The sequence below is a fragment of the Cupriavidus nantongensis genome (genome assembly GCF_041726985.1).
GTDB classification, from domain to species: domain Bacteria; phylum Pseudomonadota; class Gammaproteobacteria; order Burkholderiales; family Burkholderiaceae; genus Cupriavidus; species Cupriavidus nantongensis_A.
Map to the genome: position 1 here is coordinate 1969740 of NZ_CP168302.1, position 15117 is coordinate 1984856.

Here is a 15117-nt window from a genome sequence, read left to right on the forward strand (position 1 = left end):
TTGGGCCAATTGGGAATTTATTGCGGCAGTCATGCTCTCGCCGATGCGCGGCGAGCCCTTAGCGTGCGCGGCTGAGAATCTGCCGATGGCGCGGCTTTTGCCGGATACTGGCCGCGTCTTCATCGATCGTAAGCACGGCGCGAAACACCAGGTCGACCAGTTCGGTTCGCGCAGCGAGCTCGACGCCCGGATAGCGCAATTGGGCGGGATCATCGCGCTCGACACGCATGATTCGCCATATCGTCGTCAGTAGTGCAATCACGCCCCGGCACCTGGTGCACACCAGGTTGTTGGATAGCAGCGTCGCGTCGAACTCGTCGGCATGAGTGTGGACCCAGCGCATCACCAACGGTGCAGAAATCGCCAAGGTCAGCCAGCTTGCTGCTCGCTCTGCAACGATGTGGAACATCAGGTCGGGCGCCATCCATCCGACAGTCGGCGCGTCGAAGGCCTGGCCATCGACGATAAGGAGCGACGATGGCACCTTGTGGCAAAACAATTTGACTGGCATTCGGGCGGAGCGCTTCTGCACTTATGTCCCCGTGCAGCGGGCCTCGGCCGGTGATGCTCCTCACTTCCAAAAAAAACCGGCCACCTGGGCCGGCATTTCCGGACAACAGTGCGAAGCGATTTACTTCGGCGCCACGACCTCGCGGGCATTCTTCATAGCTTCGCGCGTCATGCTTTCCGTCGAGACGATGGTCAAGGCTTGTGCTGAACCAGCGACGGTCTTCTCCGAAACATTCAACGTCGCGTTGACGGAATCCGGGAACGAATACATAGCACCTGTAGCCGGGTCAACGGCCAGCAAGCCAATTACGCCGCCAAACAGAATGTTCCCGATGTACCAGCCGTTGACTGTGCTGACGATGTCCAATTGCCTCGGCTCGTAACCTTCCTTCTTGACCTCGGCCTTATACGTTTCCGACTTGAAGTAACCGGCGCCCCGGTTGAGTGTCAGCGTTACCGGGGTGGTGCCATTATGAACCTTTTCGCCAGCACGGTTGGTGACCGTGACTGAAGCCCCCTCCGGTACGCTCTTGATGGTCACGGGCTGCGTGCCGCCGCTCATGATGCTGGCGCAACCGCTCAGTGCCAGTGCTACTACGCCGGCTGCAAGCGTCCTCCTCATCTTTTTTTCCCTGTTGTGGTTGTTGGCGGGGCGCATGTTACCTGTAACAAAGGGTAACAATCAAGCGACCGGCCCCCATGTTAGGGGTTGAGTGATAGAACGATTGGGCCAGTGCGGGCGGAATTGGACCGGCACGCTGCGGACAGCCAGTCGGACTTGACTCGGGCTTCTCTTATTGAGCGGAAAGTCAAGGGTGTTGGACCCGTGCCGGCCGCGTAACGCGCAGCCTCTAATCACCCGCGCCACTCCCGCGTGCTTGCCGCCACAGCGAAATTAGCATTTCCGGATCCGCAGGATAAGTCTCGAATTGAGCCACGGAGTCTGGAATGAGAAACCAGGATTGCTTACTACGCGTGTAGACGTGAGCAACCGGTTCGAAGCTCCGTTGATCGTACAGGTTACCCGGCCTGAGTATCGAGATGTTGGGCTTGTCCAAGGGTTCTGCCCAAAGTCGCGTGTCACAGCGCGGACATATTCGGCTACGCCGTCGATGCTTTTCGTTGACTTGGAACTCTACTAGCGGAGCGTCGCCCGACAGAACATGCAGATGAGTCCTGCGGACCAGCATGACAGGGAGTGCCGCACCCCCGGTTCGCCGCTGGCAGACGGTGCAGTGGCATACATAGAAGGTTAGAGGCTCACCAGCAAGTTCAAACGCCACTTGCCCGCAAAGGCAGGCCCCTTTATACGACGACGCGCGCTGATTCATTTGGAGTGTCGAAGACTTACATGATTAGTGGGTCCGCGCATCTTGTCAGATAGCCAACGCTATTCGCCACCACGCGTGGCTTTAAGCCGTTTAAGAAACCAACGCCCGGCGGGGCCCGGCGGCGTGTCTTTCCGATACACAGCGAACATGGCGATAGGGGGCGTGTACGGATGAAAGGCTTCAAGCCGCAAGGGCACGAGGGTTCCGGAGTCGAGGTCATCTTGAACCATTGCAACCGGCATATGGCCCCATCCGAATCCGGCGCGTAGAAATGCATGTTTGGCGCCCAGATCGGCAAGTCGCCATATCTGTGGAGAGAAGACGCCGAACGTCTTGCCCTCCGTCAGTGCCGTGCGGTCGGTCAGCACCAGTTGCACATGTCCCTTGAGATCCGCCAGCCGGATTATTCCCTGCTTTGACGCCAGCGGGTGTGACGGCGCGGTGACCGTGATCATTGGCACATCCAGCAATTTCTCGGCATCGAGAATCTCAGGCACCGATGGCATCGAGCCGCTGATGCCGAGCCGGCACGCCTGGGCAAGTACAGGCTGCATGACGGCGCCAAGCGCCTCGACGTAAAGCCGCAATGGCGTGTGCGGAAATTCGTTTCGGAACGCGCCTACGGCGTCGGTCAACGACGCCATCGGATACATCACGTCCACCACGACGGACAGTTCGGGTTCGAGTCCGTCGGATATCACGCGCGCCTTGGCCTTGAAACCGTCCATGCCGCTGACCACCAGGCGCGCCTGCGCGAGCAAGGCGGCGCCTTCGTCCGTCAGCCGGGGGTAGCGCCCGGCCCGATCGAAGAGCTGTACGCCGATCTGGCTCTCTAGGTTAGCCAGCGTATGGCTGACCACGGACTGCGCGCGCCGCAGTTTGCGGCCAGCGGCGGAGAAGCTGCCTTCGTCGGCGGCGGCGATGAAGGTGCGAAGCTGATCCAGTGAGACGGCGTCGAGCATGTATCTATAGGATAGATGGATTGCATCTAGAAATATAGACTTCCTTGATACGTGTCAAGGCCCTAATCTTCGGTCATCCACTCTCTTGAAAGGATGATCACCATGAACCCGAACCTCAATGTTTCACTGAACGCAAACTCGGCGCTTCCTGCCGCTGGCCGCACGCTCATTGCAGCCATCTTCTTCATCAGCGGCATCGGCAAGCTCCTGGCCCCGGGCGCGACGATGACCTATATCGGATCGCTTGGGCTCCCCGCACCAGCACTCGGACTGATTGGCGCACTGACGCTGGAACTGGCGGGCGCCACGCTGCTGGTCGTTGGCTACAAGACGCGCCTGGTTGCTCTCCTGCTTGCTGTCTACGCTGTCGCAACCGCGCTGATTTTTCACCATGCTCGCGCCGACCAGAACCAGATGTTCCATTTCCTGAAGAACCTGGCAATGGCTGGTGGCCTCTTGCAGGTGGTCGCATTTGGCGCGGGGGCCTTCAGCCTTGACAACCGTCGCGCGCCGGCCGGGCGTGCGGTCGCCTGACCATTGCATACCTGGAGACAACATCATGACCATCGCAACAACGCTTCTTCAGCAACACCTCCAATGGCTGGTGGACGAGCCGCAGCAATGGCAGGAATTGATCGCCGAGAACATCGTATGGGACTTGCCCTACGCCCCCAGCCTGGGCCATCCGCTAAGGCTCGAAGGCCGCGAATCCGTGGTGCGGCACGCAAGCTGGTTCGCGGGTGCTGTCAGGGACTTTCGCTTCTTCGATGCCATCGTGACGGCGACGGATGACCCCCAGCATGCGATCGCACGGGTGCGTGGCGAGGGCTTGATTGCAGCGACTGGCCGCACCTACCGCCAGGAGTACGTCGTGTTTTTGACCGCCCATGACGGCCGCATCGTGCATCTGCGCGAGTATTTCGACCCCGTACAGGCCGCCCTTGCCCTCGATGCCCCGGTGGTGGGCGTCTCTTCCAGGAGCATTTGATGAAAGCTATTCGAGTTACTGCCTATGGCAGCCCCGACCGCCTGCCCCTGGTCGAGATGGACGACCCGGTGCCCGACGACAATGAGGTATTGATCGATGTTGCGGCGGCCTCGGTAAATCCCATCGACTGGAAGATCGTCAGCGGCGCCATGCAGGCCTTTATTCCGCTTCCCTTGCCATTTACGCCGGGTGTGGATGCCGCAGGGACTGTCATCGCGGTGGGGCGCAACGTCACCTCACTGAAGCCGGGGGATGAAGTCATGGGCTTCATCGGCATCGTCGGAGCCTTCGCCACCCGCGCTGTCGTGGAAGCGGCCCGTCTGGCGCGCAAGCCTGCGAGCTTGACGTTCGCCCAAGCCGCTGCGATTCCCGCGGCGTCACTGACGGCATGGCAGGCGCTGCACGAGCATGGAGTCCTGCAAGCCGGTCAATCCGTGCTGATCCACGGTGCGGCGGGCGGCGTGGGCAGTGCAGCCGTGCAGCTTGCCAAACTGGCCGGTGCGCGCGTGACCGGCACCGGCTCGGCCGGCAATCGCGACTATGTGGGAAGCCTTGGCGCGGACGCGTTCATTGATTACCGTGCCGAGGATTTCACCAGGCGTGTCCCGAGGGTAGACCTCGTGCTAGACCTGATCGGTGGCGAAACCCAGCAGAGGTCATGGTCAGTACTGAAACCCGGCGGCACGCTGGTTTCGACCGTCGCCCGGCCTGATGCGGCACGCGCCCGGGATGCGCAGGCGATCGGCAGGCATTTTGCGACCCGTAGCGATGGCCCGCTGCTTGAGAAGCTGGCAGCGCTCCACGCCTCGGGCGATCTTCGCACCCACATCGACTCAGTCTTTTCTCTTTCAGCCGCTGGCCAGGCGCTTGGCCACAGCATGGGCGGCCACGTGAGAGGCAAGGTCGTTGTGGACATGGCCCGGTAGGAATTGCTTAGGCACCGAAGCGAACCGCCGGCGAAAGAGTGAACGACTCGCGCATGTCGCGCGCCTCCTCGATGGGCGTCCTGCCGAACAGGCGCTTGAACTCGCGGCTGAACTGCGAGGTGCTTTCGTAGCCGACGCGGCCTGCTGCCGCCGCGGCGGTGACGCCGTCGCGAATCATCATCAGCCGCGCCTGGTGCAGGCGGGTGGATTTGATGTACTGGATCGGCGAAGTCTGCGTCACCGTGCGGAAGTTTGCGTGAAATGCCGGCACGCTCATGCCGGCTTCTTCGGCCAGGCACGTCACATTGAGGGGCGTCGCATAGTCGGTGTGGATCCGCTTCAGTGCCTTCGCGACGCGACCGAAGCGACCGTGGTGGGCAAGCGCGGCACGCATCGCGCCGCCCTGCGCTCCCGTCAGGACGCGGTAGCAGATCTCCCGCACCAGGCTGGGACCAAGGATTTGCGCATCCATTGGCACCGTCAAGGCCTCCAGCAGCCGCACTGTTGCGCCGGCCAGGTTCTCGTCCAGCCGGGTAGACACCATGCCATTCGGCGGCTCGTCAGGAAGATGGCCCGCTGCACCGATCTGCGTGATCAGCTCGCTGAGCTCGATGAGGTCGAGGCGGATGGACACCGCGAGCATGGGTTCCTCTGGCGAGGCCTGGGTTTCCGTTGAAAAAGGCAGCGGTACGGACAGCACCAGATAGTGCTGTGCGTCGTAGACATAGACCTCATTGCCCAGAAAGCCCAGCTTGCGGCCCTGGCAAACGATCACGATGCTCGGCTCGTACAGCACCGGCGTGCGCCCAAGGGGCCGATCGGAACGCATCAGCCGGACACTTTCCAGCCCCGACTGGGTGTATCCCTCGTTAGGCGCCAGCTTCTCGATCAGGCGGACCATGCTGACCGAAGCGGGGGAGCGGACCTTCGACACCGCAGTCTCCTGTTGTTCGCTACAGGCGCCATTCTAGCCGTGCCTAGCCGGAGCCGCCAGCGCACGTGATAGGAATAGGCAATAACGGCATAGGTCCGTGTCTTCGCCGGAAGAGCCGCCATCCCTATCATTCACTCACCGGCCGACGAACCATTTCGCTTTATTGAAGGCCGTAACCGGGCAGATATGGTTTCGCGGAAAAGCGAGGATACCGGCGCCCCGATCCGAAGCAAAAATAGGAGTATGCAAGATGGCAAACACTTCCACCGAATCGAAAGTCATCCTGATCACCGGCGCCAGCAGCGGCATTGGCGAGGGCGCGGCCCGTTTGCTCGCCGCGCAAGGACACCGCCTCGTGATTGGCGCGCGCCGCACCGACAGGCTCGCCGAGCTGACGCAATCGATTGAAGCGTCCGGCGGCATCGTTCGCTATCGCGAACTCGACGTGACGTCGGCCGATGACGTGGCGGCATTCGCCCGCTTCGCGCTCGACGCTTTCGGCCGCATCGACGTGCTGGTCAACAACGCGGGCGTGATGCCGCTTTCGCCGCTCAACGCCCTGAAGGTAGGCGAGTGGAACCGGATGATCGATGTGAACATCCGCGGCGTACTGCACGGCATTGCCGCGGTGCTGCCGGCGATGGAAGCGCAAGGTCACGGCCAGATCATCAATATTTCTTCGATTGGCGGCCTTTCCGTGTCGCCGACTGCCGCGGTCTACTGCGCCACCAAGTTTGCCGTTCGCGCCATCTCGGATGGGCTGCGCCAGGAAACCGACAAGATCCGCGTGACGGTGATCTGCCCGGGCGTTGTGGAATCCGAACTGGCCGACACGATCTCCGACGACACCGCGCGCACGGCCATGCAGGCGTTCCGCCGCATCGCCATGACGCCAGACGCCATCGCCCGCGCCATTGCTTACGCGGTAGAGCAGCCCGCCGAAGTCGACGTCAGCGAGATCGTCGTACGCCCCACCGCCAGCCCGTTCTGATCCAACCGATAGGTACTACGCAACCCGATCAAGGAGAACATCATGACATCACGCAACACAGCCAGCGGCGCCTTCGCAGGCAAGGTCGCCATCGTTACCGGTGCAGCCAGTGGCATTGGCCTGGCCACGACGGAACTGCTCCACGCCGAGGGCGCGAATGTGATTGCCGTCGGGCGCAGCAGCAACGTGGAAGCGCTGGCTCGTCCCGGCATCGTTCCGGTCGTCGCCGATGTGGCGCGCGAGGAAAGCGCCATTCAGGCCGTGGCCACAGCGATCGACCGGTTTGGCAAGCTCGACATCCTGGTCAACAACGCCGCGGTCATCATCAACAAACCGCTGGTGGATATGTCGCTTGAGGACTGGAACGGCATCCAGGCCGTCAACGCCACGGGCGCGTTCCTGTTCTCGCGGGAAGCCATGCGCGCGATGATGCCGGCAAAGACTGGCGCCATCGTCAACGTGGGGTCCTACGCCTGTTATCAGGCGTTTCCGCTGATCGCGGCCTATGCGGCGTCCAAGGGCGCGCTTGCGCAGCTGACGCGGGCGCTCTCGCTGGAAGCCATCGAACACGGCATTCGCGTCAATGCGGTCGGCTCTGGCGATGTCATCACCAACATTACCAACCACATCCATGCCGACGGCCAAGCATTCCTTGCCGAGCACGGCAAGAAGGCACCCATCCGCCGCGCTGCCCAGCCGAAGGAAATTGCCGAGGTGATCGCCTTCCTCGCCTCGGAAAAGGCCAGCTTCATGGTCGGTGCCGTCGTCATGGCGGACGGGGGCATGAGCGTGGCGCTGCCCTGAAGACATAGCCAGTCCGAAGCCAGATTTTTTTGCTTACTCAAGGAATTCAGATCATGAAACAAGCATCCCGTACCTGGTTCATTACCGGCGCATCGAAGGGCGTCGGCCAAAAACTCGCTACCCGCCTGCTGGAGCAAGGCCACCGGGTGGCGGCAACCTCCCGCACGGCCGCATCGCTGACGCAGGCATTCGGTGCGGCGTCCGACCGCTTTCTGCCGCTGGAGGTCGACCTGACCAACGATCGCAGCGTCCAAGAAGCCATCGAGAAGACCGTGCAATGGTTCGGCGTTCTCGACGTGGTCGTGAACAATGCCGGCTACGCCCAGCAAGGCACCGTCGAGGCATTGTCGGACGACGAGGTTCGCAGCAATTTCGAGGTCAACTTCTTCGCGCCGATGGCCGTCGTGCGCCATGCGCTGCCGCAGCTTCGCCGCCAGCGCAGCGGGCACATCATCAACATCTCGTCCATCGTCGGCTTTCAGGGCGGGTATGCGGGATGGGGCAGCTACGTTGCGAGCAAGTTCGCGCTGTCGGGCCTGACGGAATCGCTCGCGGCAGAAGTCGCGGAGCTGGGGATTCGTGCGACGGTGGTGTACCCGGGCCCCGTGCGCACCGACTTCCTGTCGAACGGTGCGCTGGCGGTGGCAAAGCGGCAGATCGACGACTACGCGGAGGCCAAGGCTTCGTTGGACCTGCATCTCGACACCCTGCATGGCCATCAGGCGGGGGATCCTGACAAGCTGGCGCTGCTGATCATCCAGGCCGCGAGTGTTGAATCGGCCCCGCTGCATCTGTTCGCCGGCAAGATTGCCAATGAACTGGCGGCCGCGAAGGCGAGCGCTGTCTCAAGGGATCTCGAGGCCTGGAGGGGCTCGTCTGAAGCCACGGATTTCGCGGACTGATTGACGGGATGCCGTCAACGACACCTCTGACCGGCTGCATTTCCCGGCGGGTGCCGATGCCGTTGCACTGGCGCGGGCTGTCTGACGGCGAGCGTTGCCGCGACTCGCCCGCTCGCGAGGAACTTCTCGGTATGGCGCCACCATGGTCCGGCCGGAAGCCCGGCGTACTGCACGCAGCGGCATGCTTGCTCTCGTTCCGGAAATGGAGCCGAGCAGCGCGGGTGGCGCTCACTGTTTGAACATTCCATACTAGGGGTGTCGCCCTCCGTCGGAATGAGCCTTCGTGGGTCGCATCGTCTTGCGATATAGGACGCCATCACCTTACATGGCCCCCTAGGACTACGAAAAGGTCAAGTCTGGCTTGCGCCAGGGCCGAGCAGCCTGCCAATCACCGAACGTAGAGGAAGGAGGCGAAGCTGAAGATGAAAACGCCAGGCTTGCTCCTCGCCCTGTCACTCGCCATGGGGACTGCGCCGCACGCCGGTGCAGTTGGATGCGAACATGACATGCAGTGCAAAGGCGAGCGCATTTGCCAACTGGGCCAATGCGTCTCTCCTGCGTCGACAGGCCCGAACGCAGAACGACCTGTCCCACCATCTCCTGCGACAAAAATCGTCCCGACACCCGAGCCACCTGCAAGGGTTCGTCCGGCGACGGGGAATGTCCCGGCAGCCGGACAGCCAGCGAAGACTGCTCCAGCGAGAAAGATTGGCCCGGCATCTGAACCACCCGCCCAGCCCTCGGTGGCCAAAAGTGGCCCGATACCTCAGCAACCCGCCGTGGATTCTCCCGCTATGACGAATACTCCAGCACTTTCGACTGAGTTTCGCTCTTGCTGCACCAAAATCGGCAAACTGCCCCTCGACCGAGAGCTGGACTTGGAGGGCATTGCCGCTACTCCCAGTGATTTCTGTCGTGGAAAAACCATTGATGGAATCTCTCTCCCAGGTACGCCGTGCAATTGAAGGACTCACTTTGCGTTTCAAGTGAACTGCCTCAGTAAAAGCCGCGCACAGGAGACATGTCCACCGTGACGTCAGGTTAGTTACGGCGGACGTATCCGTTGGCCGGCGCTGCTACGCGCTTCGCACCGATGGCCCCGGACGAAAATCATGGTCCGATTGCGCCCGCCGCGTTAGTCAAAATTCTGAATCGGCTCCCGCGCTCCGTGGGGGAAATTTTTCTTATCTCGTCATCCGAAAAGATTCAGTTCTGTTGCGTCCGGGGCTAACGTTAGAGTTCGGGACAAGACGCACATCGGGGCCTGGCTACCGCGCTTGCGCCGGAAGCGACGGTACCCGAGACAAGCAAACGGAGGATGGCATGAAAAGCAAGACACTACTGACCGCGGCGGCAATGCTGGTGGCAACCACGGCAACATGGGCGCAACCCGAAACCCGCGTGGACGTCACGCGGTCCCCTGAAGGGGCGACTGCGACCGGCACCGCCAAGCTCACCGCCACGATCACCAAGATCGATGCGCCGACGCGGACGGTCCGGCTGAAATCCAGCGACGGCAAGACCAGGGATCTCGTGGTGGGGCCGGAGGCCAGGAACTTCGAGCAGCTCAAGGTCGGCGACACTGTCACGGTCGAGTACAGGGAAGCGCTGACCATGAGCCTCAAGAAGAGCAGTGGTCCGCTTGCCATGCATGAGCGCCAGATCTCGGAGCGCGCTGCGCCGGGAGCAAAGCCGGGCGGCACCGTCGGCCGGGAAGTGACCGTCACGGCAGAGGTCGTCGCTTTCGACACCAGCGCCAGGTCCGTCACCCTGAAGGGGCCAAAGGGACGCACCATGGTCCTGCTGGTAGGGGATCCGACACGCCTCAACGGCATCCAGAAGGGCGACCGTGTCGAAGCGGTCTATACCGAGGCCGTTGCAGTGTCCGTACAGCCGGCTGCGGCCAGGTAGCGCCCCAGAACCGGCCAGGTCCGCCAGCCATGCTTGCAGGCATCAGAAAGGACCTGCCATGGGAGGCGGTAGCGCGTCCTGCCGGGCGGGGTAGCGATTGCCGTCGCGCCCACCACAACCACCCGTCCGCCGATGACCTGGTCCTGCAGACCAACGACGTGCTGCTCGCGACCGCCACCGACCCGGCATTGCTGCGTGAAGCCACCTCGCTGTGCGGAGAACTGCAGCCAGGCCGCATGACGAGCCATCACGAAGACCTGGACTATATGCGCGTGTTCGCCTCCTCTCCGAGGTTCGACGGAAAAATACCGGACGATCAGGCCTGCCGCCCAGCTAAAAAAATGCGCGGCCCAGCCGCGCATTCACAATCACCTGACACCCGGCGCGCCTCCATGGAATCCAGGTTCAGGGCCCTGCGATACACCGGCAGGCGCAGCGCAATACCCCCATGAGGATTCCTGGCGTCGGATGCTGTTGCGTGGTGAGCAGTGACGCCCGAATCCGCCATCGGCAGCTAGCGAAACCTGAACAGCCCTTGCCAGAATGCCTCGAACGGGCTGATGGGTATTTCGGTACGCGCCGTGCCGGCATCCGCCGGCACTACGGCCTCGTCCTCGGCGAACGCCTTGCGCGACTGATGCAGGGCATCAACGCTATCGGCAATCTGTCCGGCGAGCTCCGTCTCGCAGTCCTTGCCCAGCAGGATGCCGAACAGGACGTCGCGCGAATGCCCTTCGTCGGCATAGCGCATCGCGATGGCCACCATCTTCTCGTAAAGCTCCTGCGCGACGCGCCTCGCCTGCTCCTGTGCCTGGCGTTCTTCGGCCTCTTGTGCTGCGTGCTCGGCTTCCCACCGGCGCATTTCACGTTCGAAGACGTCGTCGTAGACCTGGCGCTGCTCGGCATCGGACAGAATCGCGTAGGCATCGCGAATCTGCTGGAAGGCGGCATGGCTTTCGGCTTCGCGACCGGGATTGCGGTCCGGATGCCATTTCATTGCCGCGCGGCGATAGGCAAGCTTGATCTCGTCCAGGGTGGCATCGGCCTGTACGCCAAGCGTCGCGTAGAGCGTGGTCATGGGAAGCGGGGCGGAGGAGAACGAAGGCGTTCATGCTAGCACGCGGCGCCGGCCCCGGAGTCGACAGCTCCCGAAGGGCTAAAGGAATGCCCTGCAGGCGGTTTGCTGGCGTGCCTTGCCGCCGCTTGCGCGTACACGACCGACCGCTTTGAGAAAGGCGTAGCCTTGAATCGTGACTTGCGGGTGGGCAAGGGTCGGCCCGAGGCGTTCGAGCGTAATGAACTGCTTTTCAAGCAGCGCCTGCATGTCTGCGTCGTCCAGCTCGGTGGCGTCGGAGTGGTCGTTTACCAGGACCAGCGTGGCGATTTCATGATGACTCAGCACAGTTGTCTCCCAAGCTATAGGTCTATTCTTGCTACGGGACTACACTACACCGCAGGTCCGCCTGGATCGGAGGGTCCAGTCATCGCAGACCACATTCTGGCGATGGCAGGCTTGCCGCTCGCGCCAGAAGCTCCATCTTAGGTGGCCATCACCGAGGCTTCAATGTCCTTGTCGATGGTCTCGAATATTTTCTGCGTTGGTCCCTTGGCCTCTGATGCGGTGCCCGGACGAATTGGCAGAACCCCATCCCCCCAATGGGTTGTTAGCCCGACCGGTCGGTCATCCAAGTCTCCATCAAGATCGTTGCAAAGTCGTAATCAATGCCCGGCATCAAGGCTTCGCCGGTTGCCCCAGCTTCGGCGGTGCCGGTGGCGGCAGCGGCGTCGCCACCGGTTCCAGTCCGGTGCTGCTCACGATTGCAGCCGCGGCCGGCGAGGCCAGGAAGCCAACGAAGCGCGAGGTGGCCACCGTCTGCCGGCCCGCGATCGTTCCGGCCGAGAAGAAGACCTTTTGCTGCAGCTCGTCGGGCAAGGGGCCGACGTAATCCAGTTCCTTGAATGGCAGCAGTTCGCTGACCTGCTGGAAGCCGATTTCCGCATCGCCGCGTGCGACCACGGCGCCGACGCGCTCGCTGTAGATCTTGCGGGCCTTGTCCTTGATCTGGTCCGCGACACCGAGCCGGGGAAACAGTTCGTTGGACAAATAGGTGCCGCTGGCGCTGGCGGAGTAGGCGATCGAGCGCGCGTTGAGCAGCGTCTGCCTGAGGGCGTCGGTGTTGCTGATATCCGGCTTGGGCGTGCCCTTGCGCACCGACATGCCGATCAGCGAGCGCGCGAGGTCGACGCGGCTGCCCGCCAGGACCTTGCCTTCGGCGGCCAGTTTCTCCAGTCCGGAGTCCGCCAGGATGACCACGTCGAAGGTCTCGCCGCGCGCCAGCCGGCTGGGAATGGAATCCGGTGCATTGCCCATCGATGCGCCGTAGGCGGTGATGACGCGATCCTGCGTGGCGGCCTCGTAAAGCGGGACGAGTTTCTGGTAGGCCGCCGTGAAGCCGCCCGAGGTAATGACACGGATGTCATCGGCCCAGGCTGGACTTATCAGCCCCAACAGCAAGATCAGAACGGTATGCCGGGCGGCAGAAGTGGCGGACTTCATATTGTCTCCCTTGGGGAATGCTGGCCTGTATTTATGCGCTTCACTGCACGTTATGGCGCCGTGTGGACGCATTGCCAGCTTAATGCGCGGCGTATTAATCTGTGAATTGCAACTTATTCAAGAGCTGATGCATGCCGCGCATTAATTTCGGGCTGGAAGACCTACAGGCCTTTGTCGCCACTGCGGAACAAGGCAGCTTCCGCATGGCCGCGGAGGCCCTCCACATTTCCCAGCCTGCGCTGAGCCGGCGCATCGACAAACTCGAACGGACGCTTGGCTCCCGCCTGCTCGAGCGGACCACGCGACGCGTGCAGCTGACCAACATTGGCCGGCAGTTCCTGGAGGAGGCCCGCGCTGCGCTGGCGATTCTCGACAGCGCGGTGCTGCGGCTCGGTGACGAGGTCACGCTGCAGCGCGGCCTGGTGACCGTGGCCGCGATACCGTCGGCGGTGCTGCATTTCCTGCCCGACGCGATTCATGAGTTCGGCTGCCGGCACCCCGGCGTGCGCGTGCGGGTGATTGACGAAAACGCCAACGACGTGCTGGCCAGCGTGATGTCCGGCGAGTCCGATTTCGGGCTCAATTTCATGGGGGCGCAGGAGGCCAACATCGAATTTCGTGCAATCCGCGCAGAGCCCTACCGGCTGGTGATGCGGCGCGACCATCCCTGGTCGGGGCGGGATGCCATCGCCTGGGATGAGCTTGCCGGCCAGCGGATGGTGAGCGTCTCAAAGCAAAGCGGCAACCGCGCCTTGATCGAGAATGCCATCGCCCACCTCAGGCAACGCCCGACCATCCACTACGAAGCCAACCACGTGGTCGGGGTGCTGGGCCTGGTGGAGGCCGGCCTGGGCATGGCCGTGCTGCCCGGTATGGCGCTGACGCACGATCATCCCCGGCTTTGCGGCGTGCCACTGGTGGATCCTTCCGTAGACCGAGTCCTTGGCCTGATACGGCGCCATGACCGGCCCTTGCAGCCTGCCGCGCAGGCGTTGTATGGCACCCTGATGGCGGGGGCGGCGCCGGCGACGTGAGCTCGCAAGGGCAGGAGGCGATCCCGCTGACGGCGGCACTGTGCCGTGGACGCGCGCTCAAGGCCCGCACCAGCCTCACCCCATCCCCACCACACTGGACAACAACATCTTCACCAACACCGCCTGCCGCGTCGCCCCCGTCTTCGCAAAGATCCCCCGCAAATGCGCCCGCGCGGTGTTCTTCTTCACGCCCAGCCGCGCTGCGGCCTCATCGAGGGTCAGTCCGTCGACCATCAGCAGGGCCAGTTCGATCTCGGTAGGGGTCAGGTGGAACAGCTTGCGCAGGCTGGCGTGGGTGTTACGCGGCGAACCGGCGGGATCGCGGATGAAGACGGCCACCGCGGGGCGGCAGGCCTTGTCCTCGCTGCGGTAGCTGAGCGGGATGGGTCGCACCAGCACACTTAGCGGCGTGGGCGCGGCGGGCCGGCTAAGCGTGGTGACTTCGCTGCGGGGCGTGGCCAGCGCGTGGGCCTGTGCGGCGCTCTCCAGGATCTTGCGGAACCTGCGGTTTTCCATCGGGCAGTGCGCGTGCAGCGCGCCGTCTGCCAGGTAGAGGCCGTCGCGGGCGCGCAGCAGGCGGCCGGCGACGTCGTTGCTGCGGATGCAGCGGCCGTGCTCGTCGAGGATGACCGTGCCCACCTGCATGCGGTCGACCGCATCGGCGTAGAGCGACCGTTCGGAGGCCAGCACGTCGAGCGCGGCATGCAGGTCGACGGCGCGTTTCAGGTGCGGCAGCAGGTCTTGCAGCAGCGCCTTGTCGGCGGCGGTGAAGTCTTGTCCCGCCGGGGTGCGGCTGATGAACAGCGCGCATTCGACGCCATCCGGCGTGACCAGGTTGGCGGCCAGGATGTAGCGCAGGCCGAGCGGCTGCAGGTATTGCACATGGAACGGATGCGACAGCCAGCCGGCTTCGCCGAACAGTTCGTCGGCACTGAAGAGGCGGTCGGGGTGCAGGTCCAGGAAGGGGCACAGCGCATAGTATTGCTCGCTGTATGAAGGCTCGCCGGGCAGGTGGGGGCCGTAGTCGGAGGCGTTGACGATCAGGCCGGGACGGTCGGTGGCGGGGTGGCGCAGCACCAGCGTGACGAAGGCGGCGGCCAGTCGCTGGCGGAGGCTTTCGAGGAAGGCGGCCCAGGGGACGGATTCGGTGGGGCCTTGATAGAGTTGGGCGAGGAGGGCGCTGAGTTCGGCGGCGGGCAACGGGGCTGGCGGCATGTGGCAGAGAGGCGGTTTGCTCCCCTCTCCCGCTTGCGGGAGAGGGGCAGGG

At 63.1% G+C, this 15117-nt stretch carries 18 protein-coding genes; 9 read left to right on the forward strand and 9 right to left on the reverse strand.

From position 1 onward, the window contains the following. Nucleotides 1-58: 58 nt before the first annotated feature. From ACEI37_RS08625 to ACEI37_RS08640, 4 genes are all read right to left on the reverse strand, one after another. Nucleotides 59-511 (reverse strand): hypothetical protein, encoded by a 453-nt coding sequence (locus tag ACEI37_RS08625; RefSeq protein WP_373376320.1) that lies wholly within the window; start codon nt 509-511, stop codon nt 59-61. A 120-nt stretch (nt 512-631) separates the two neighbouring features. Beyond that, nucleotides 632-1168 (reverse strand): hypothetical protein, encoded by a 537-nt coding sequence (locus ACEI37_RS08630; RefSeq protein ID WP_373376321.1) that lies wholly within the window; start codon nt 1166-1168, stop codon nt 632-634. 193 nt (nt 1169-1361) lie between these two features. After that, entirely contained in the window at nt 1362-1841 is a 480-nt protein-coding gene (locus tag ACEI37_RS08635) for a GFA family protein (RefSeq protein WP_373376322.1), read from the reverse strand. Nucleotides 1842-1900: 59 nt separating this feature from the next. After that, nucleotides 1901-2803 (reverse strand): LysR family transcriptional regulator, encoded by a 903-nt coding sequence (locus ACEI37_RS08640; protein ID WP_373376323.1) that lies wholly within the window; start codon nt 2801-2803, stop codon nt 1901-1903. Between the two features lie 102 nt (nt 2804-2905). On the opposite strand from ACEI37_RS08640, the gene ACEI37_RS08645 reads away from it, so the two are divergent. From ACEI37_RS08645 to ACEI37_RS08655, 3 genes are read left to right on the forward strand one after another with little or no spacing between them, the layout of a single operon-like run. Beyond that, nucleotides 2906-3337 carry a DoxX family protein gene (locus tag ACEI37_RS08645; protein ID WP_373376324.1) on the forward strand — a complete coding sequence of 144 codons (432 nt, stop codon included), beginning with the start codon at nt 2906-2908 and terminating at the stop codon, nt 3335-3337. 25 nt (nt 3338-3362) lie between these two features. Beyond that, nucleotides 3363-3791, forward strand: coding sequence for a nuclear transport factor 2 family protein (locus tag ACEI37_RS08650; protein WP_373376325.1), 429 nt, complete (start codon nt 3363-3365; stop codon nt 3789-3791). Beyond that, nucleotides 3791-4717, forward strand: coding sequence for an NADP-dependent oxidoreductase (locus ACEI37_RS08655; RefSeq protein WP_373376326.1), 927 nt, complete (start codon nt 3791-3793; stop codon nt 4715-4717). The genes ACEI37_RS08650 and ACEI37_RS08655 overlap by 1 nt, the downstream gene beginning before the upstream one ends. A 7-nt stretch (nt 4718-4724) precedes the next feature. Here the strand turns inward: ACEI37_RS08655 and ACEI37_RS08660 are convergent, their stop codons facing one another. Next, a complete protein-coding gene (locus tag ACEI37_RS08660) occupies nt 4725-5618 on the reverse strand; it encodes an AraC family transcriptional regulator N-terminal domain-containing protein (RefSeq protein ID WP_373377742.1) in 894 nt (297 codons plus the stop codon). 283 nt (nt 5619-5901) lie between these two features. Here ACEI37_RS08660 and ACEI37_RS08665 point away from each other — a divergent pair, with 283 nt between their 5' ends. The 5 genes from ACEI37_RS08665 to ACEI37_RS08685 all read left to right on the forward strand — a co-directional run bounded on the left by ACEI37_RS08665 (nt 5902) and on the right by ACEI37_RS08685 (nt 10711). Further along, nucleotides 5902-6642, forward strand: a complete 741-nt coding sequence (locus ACEI37_RS08665) for an SDR family oxidoreductase (protein ID WP_373376327.1) — start codon at nt 5902-5904, stop codon at nt 6640-6642. 42 nt (nt 6643-6684) lie between these two features. Further along, nucleotides 6685-7446 carry an SDR family NAD(P)-dependent oxidoreductase gene (locus ACEI37_RS08670; RefSeq protein WP_373376328.1) on the forward strand — a complete coding sequence of 254 codons (762 nt, stop codon included), beginning with the start codon at nt 6685-6687 and terminating at the stop codon, nt 7444-7446. 53 nt (nt 7447-7499) lie between these two features. Next, on the forward strand, nt 7500-8348 hold the full coding sequence (locus tag ACEI37_RS08675; RefSeq protein ID WP_373376329.1) for an SDR family oxidoreductase: 849 nt from the start codon (nt 7500-7502) through the stop codon (nt 8346-8348). 1323 nt (nt 8349-9671) lie between these two features. Beyond that, entirely contained in the window at nt 9672-10259 is a 588-nt protein-coding gene (locus tag ACEI37_RS08680) for a hypothetical protein (RefSeq protein ID WP_373376330.1), read from the forward strand. A 29-nt stretch (nt 10260-10288) separates the two neighbouring features. Then, nucleotides 10289-10711 carry a hypothetical protein gene (locus ACEI37_RS08685; protein WP_373376331.1) on the forward strand — a complete coding sequence of 141 codons (423 nt, stop codon included), beginning with the start codon at nt 10289-10291 and terminating at the stop codon, nt 10709-10711. A 62-nt stretch (nt 10712-10773) separates the two neighbouring features. On the opposite strand, the gene ACEI37_RS08690 is transcribed toward ACEI37_RS08685, so the two are convergent. The 3 genes from ACEI37_RS08690 to ACEI37_RS08700 all read right to left on the reverse strand — a co-directional run bounded on the left by ACEI37_RS08690 (nt 10774) and on the right by ACEI37_RS08700 (nt 12816). Beyond that, nucleotides 10774-11337 carry a J domain-containing protein gene (locus ACEI37_RS08690; RefSeq protein WP_373376332.1) on the reverse strand — a complete coding sequence of 188 codons (564 nt, stop codon included), beginning with the start codon at nt 11335-11337 and terminating at the stop codon, nt 10774-10776. A gap of 78 nt (nt 11338-11415) precedes the next feature. Continuing rightward, entirely contained in the window at nt 11416-11661 is a 246-nt protein-coding gene (locus ACEI37_RS08695; RefSeq protein WP_373376333.1) for a hypothetical protein, read from the reverse strand. Between the two features lie 330 nt (nt 11662-11991). Beyond that, nucleotides 11992-12816 (reverse strand): substrate-binding domain-containing protein, encoded by an 825-nt coding sequence (locus ACEI37_RS08700; RefSeq protein ID WP_373376334.1) that lies wholly within the window; start codon nt 12814-12816, stop codon nt 11992-11994. A gap of 131 nt (nt 12817-12947) precedes the next feature. Here ACEI37_RS08700 and ACEI37_RS08705 point away from each other — a divergent pair, with 131 nt between their 5' ends. Then, nucleotides 12948-13850 carry a LysR substrate-binding domain-containing protein gene (locus ACEI37_RS08705; protein ID WP_373376335.1) on the forward strand — a complete coding sequence of 301 codons (903 nt, stop codon included), beginning with the start codon at nt 12948-12950 and terminating at the stop codon, nt 13848-13850. Nucleotides 13851-13925: 75 nt separating this feature from the next. Here ACEI37_RS08705 and ACEI37_RS08710 read toward each other — a convergent pair whose 3' ends face one another. Next, the gene (locus ACEI37_RS08710) at nt 13926-15065 is read right to left on the reverse strand and encodes a helix-turn-helix transcriptional regulator (RefSeq protein ID WP_373376336.1); all 1140 of its coding nucleotides are present in this window, start codon (nt 15063-15065) and stop codon (nt 13926-13928) included. Between the last annotated feature and the right edge of the window lie 52 nt (nt 15066-15117).

Bases quoted from the DNA above. Each gene is read 5' to 3' on its own strand.
- ACEI37_RS08625 (WP_373376320.1), bottom strand. From the start codon at position 511: ATGCCAGTCAAATTGTTTTGCCACAAGGTGCCATCGTCGCTCCTTATC.
- ACEI37_RS08630 (WP_373376321.1), bottom strand. From the start codon at position 1,168: ATGCGCCCCGCCAACAACCACAACAGGGAAAAAAAGATGAGGAGGACG.
- ACEI37_RS08635 (WP_373376322.1), bottom strand. From the start codon at position 1,841: ATGAATCAGCGCGCGTCGTCGTATAAAGGGGCCTGCCTTTGCGGGCAA.
- ACEI37_RS08640 (WP_373376323.1), bottom strand. From the start codon at position 2,803: ATGCTCGACGCCGTCTCACTGGATCAGCTTCGCACCTTCATCGCCGCC.
- ACEI37_RS08645 (WP_373376324.1), top strand. From the start codon at position 2,906: ATGAACCCGAACCTCAATGTTTCACTGAACGCAAACTCGGCGCTTCCT.
- ACEI37_RS08650 (WP_373376325.1), top strand. From the start codon at position 3,363: ATGACCATCGCAACAACGCTTCTTCAGCAACACCTCCAATGGCTGGTG.
- ACEI37_RS08655 (WP_373376326.1), top strand. From the start codon at position 3,791: ATGAAAGCTATTCGAGTTACTGCCTATGGCAGCCCCGACCGCCTGCCC.
- ACEI37_RS08660 (WP_373377742.1), bottom strand. From the start codon at position 5,618: ATGGTCCGCCTGATCGAGAAGCTGGCGCCTAACGAGGGATACACCCAG.
- ACEI37_RS08665 (WP_373376327.1), top strand. From the start codon at position 5,902: ATGGCAAACACTTCCACCGAATCGAAAGTCATCCTGATCACCGGCGCC.
- ACEI37_RS08670 (WP_373376328.1), top strand. From the start codon at position 6,685: ATGACATCACGCAACACAGCCAGCGGCGCCTTCGCAGGCAAGGTCGCC.
- ACEI37_RS08675 (WP_373376329.1), top strand. From the start codon at position 7,500: ATGAAACAAGCATCCCGTACCTGGTTCATTACCGGCGCATCGAAGGGC.
- ACEI37_RS08680 (WP_373376330.1), top strand. From the start codon at position 9,672: ATGAAAAGCAAGACACTACTGACCGCGGCGGCAATGCTGGTGGCAACC.
- ACEI37_RS08685 (WP_373376331.1), top strand. From the start codon at position 10,289: ATGCTTGCAGGCATCAGAAAGGACCTGCCATGGGAGGCGGTAGCGCGT.
- ACEI37_RS08690 (WP_373376332.1), bottom strand. From the start codon at position 11,337: ATGACCACGCTCTACGCGACGCTTGGCGTACAGGCCGATGCCACCCTG.
- ACEI37_RS08700 (WP_373376334.1), bottom strand. From the start codon at position 12,816: ATGAAGTCCGCCACTTCTGCCGCCCGGCATACCGTTCTGATCTTGCTG.
- ACEI37_RS08705 (WP_373376335.1), top strand. From the start codon at position 12,948: ATGCCGCGCATTAATTTCGGGCTGGAAGACCTACAGGCCTTTGTCGCC.
- ACEI37_RS08710 (WP_373376336.1), bottom strand. From the start codon at position 15,065: ATGCCGCCAGCCCCGTTGCCCGCCGCCGAACTCAGCGCCCTCCTCGCC.